Here is a 544-nt window from a genome sequence, read left to right as displayed (position 1 = left end):
GGCTGGGGCAATGGCCGGGCGATGGCGGTGCGTTTCGCCCGGGAGGGCGCGCAGGTCTTCGGCGTCGACCGCGACATCGAGCGGCTCGGCGAGACGGCCGAACGCGTCGCCGAGGCGGGGGGCGTGCTCGTCACGGCGGCCTGCGACGTGACCAGCAGCGCATCCATCGAGGCGATGGTCCAGGCCTGCATTGCGCGCTTCGGSCGCATCGAYRTSCTGGTCAACAACGTCGGCGGYTCSGCCAGGGGCGGGCCGGTCGAGATGTCCGAGGAGGTGTGGGACGCGCAGGTCGACCACAACCTCAAGAGCGTGTTCCTCGCCTGCAAGCATGTGCTGCCGCACATGGTGGCGCAGGGGGGTGGCGCGATCGTCAACATGGCGTCGACCTCGGCGCTGCGCTGGACCGGCGCGGCGCAGATCGCCTATGCGGCAACCAAGGCCGGCGTGATCCAGTTCTCGCGCGTGCTCGCGGTGCAGTACGCGGGCCAGGGGATTCGCGTGAATACGGTCGTGCCCGGGCAGCTGCACACGCCGATGGTCGAGT

General features: G+C 70.4%; 1 protein-coding gene. It reads left to right on the top strand.

Annotation, left to right across the window (positions count from 1 at the left end):
- Positions 1–544 (top strand): SDR family NAD(P)-dependent oxidoreductase (locus AC1DTN_RS38950; protein ID WP_477925581.1); only part of this gene is annotated, 544 nt, incomplete at both ends.

It is taken from the genome of Rhizobium sp. 01T444, assembly GCF_056398305.1.
This window is presented reverse-complemented; position numbering and strand designations above follow the sequence as displayed.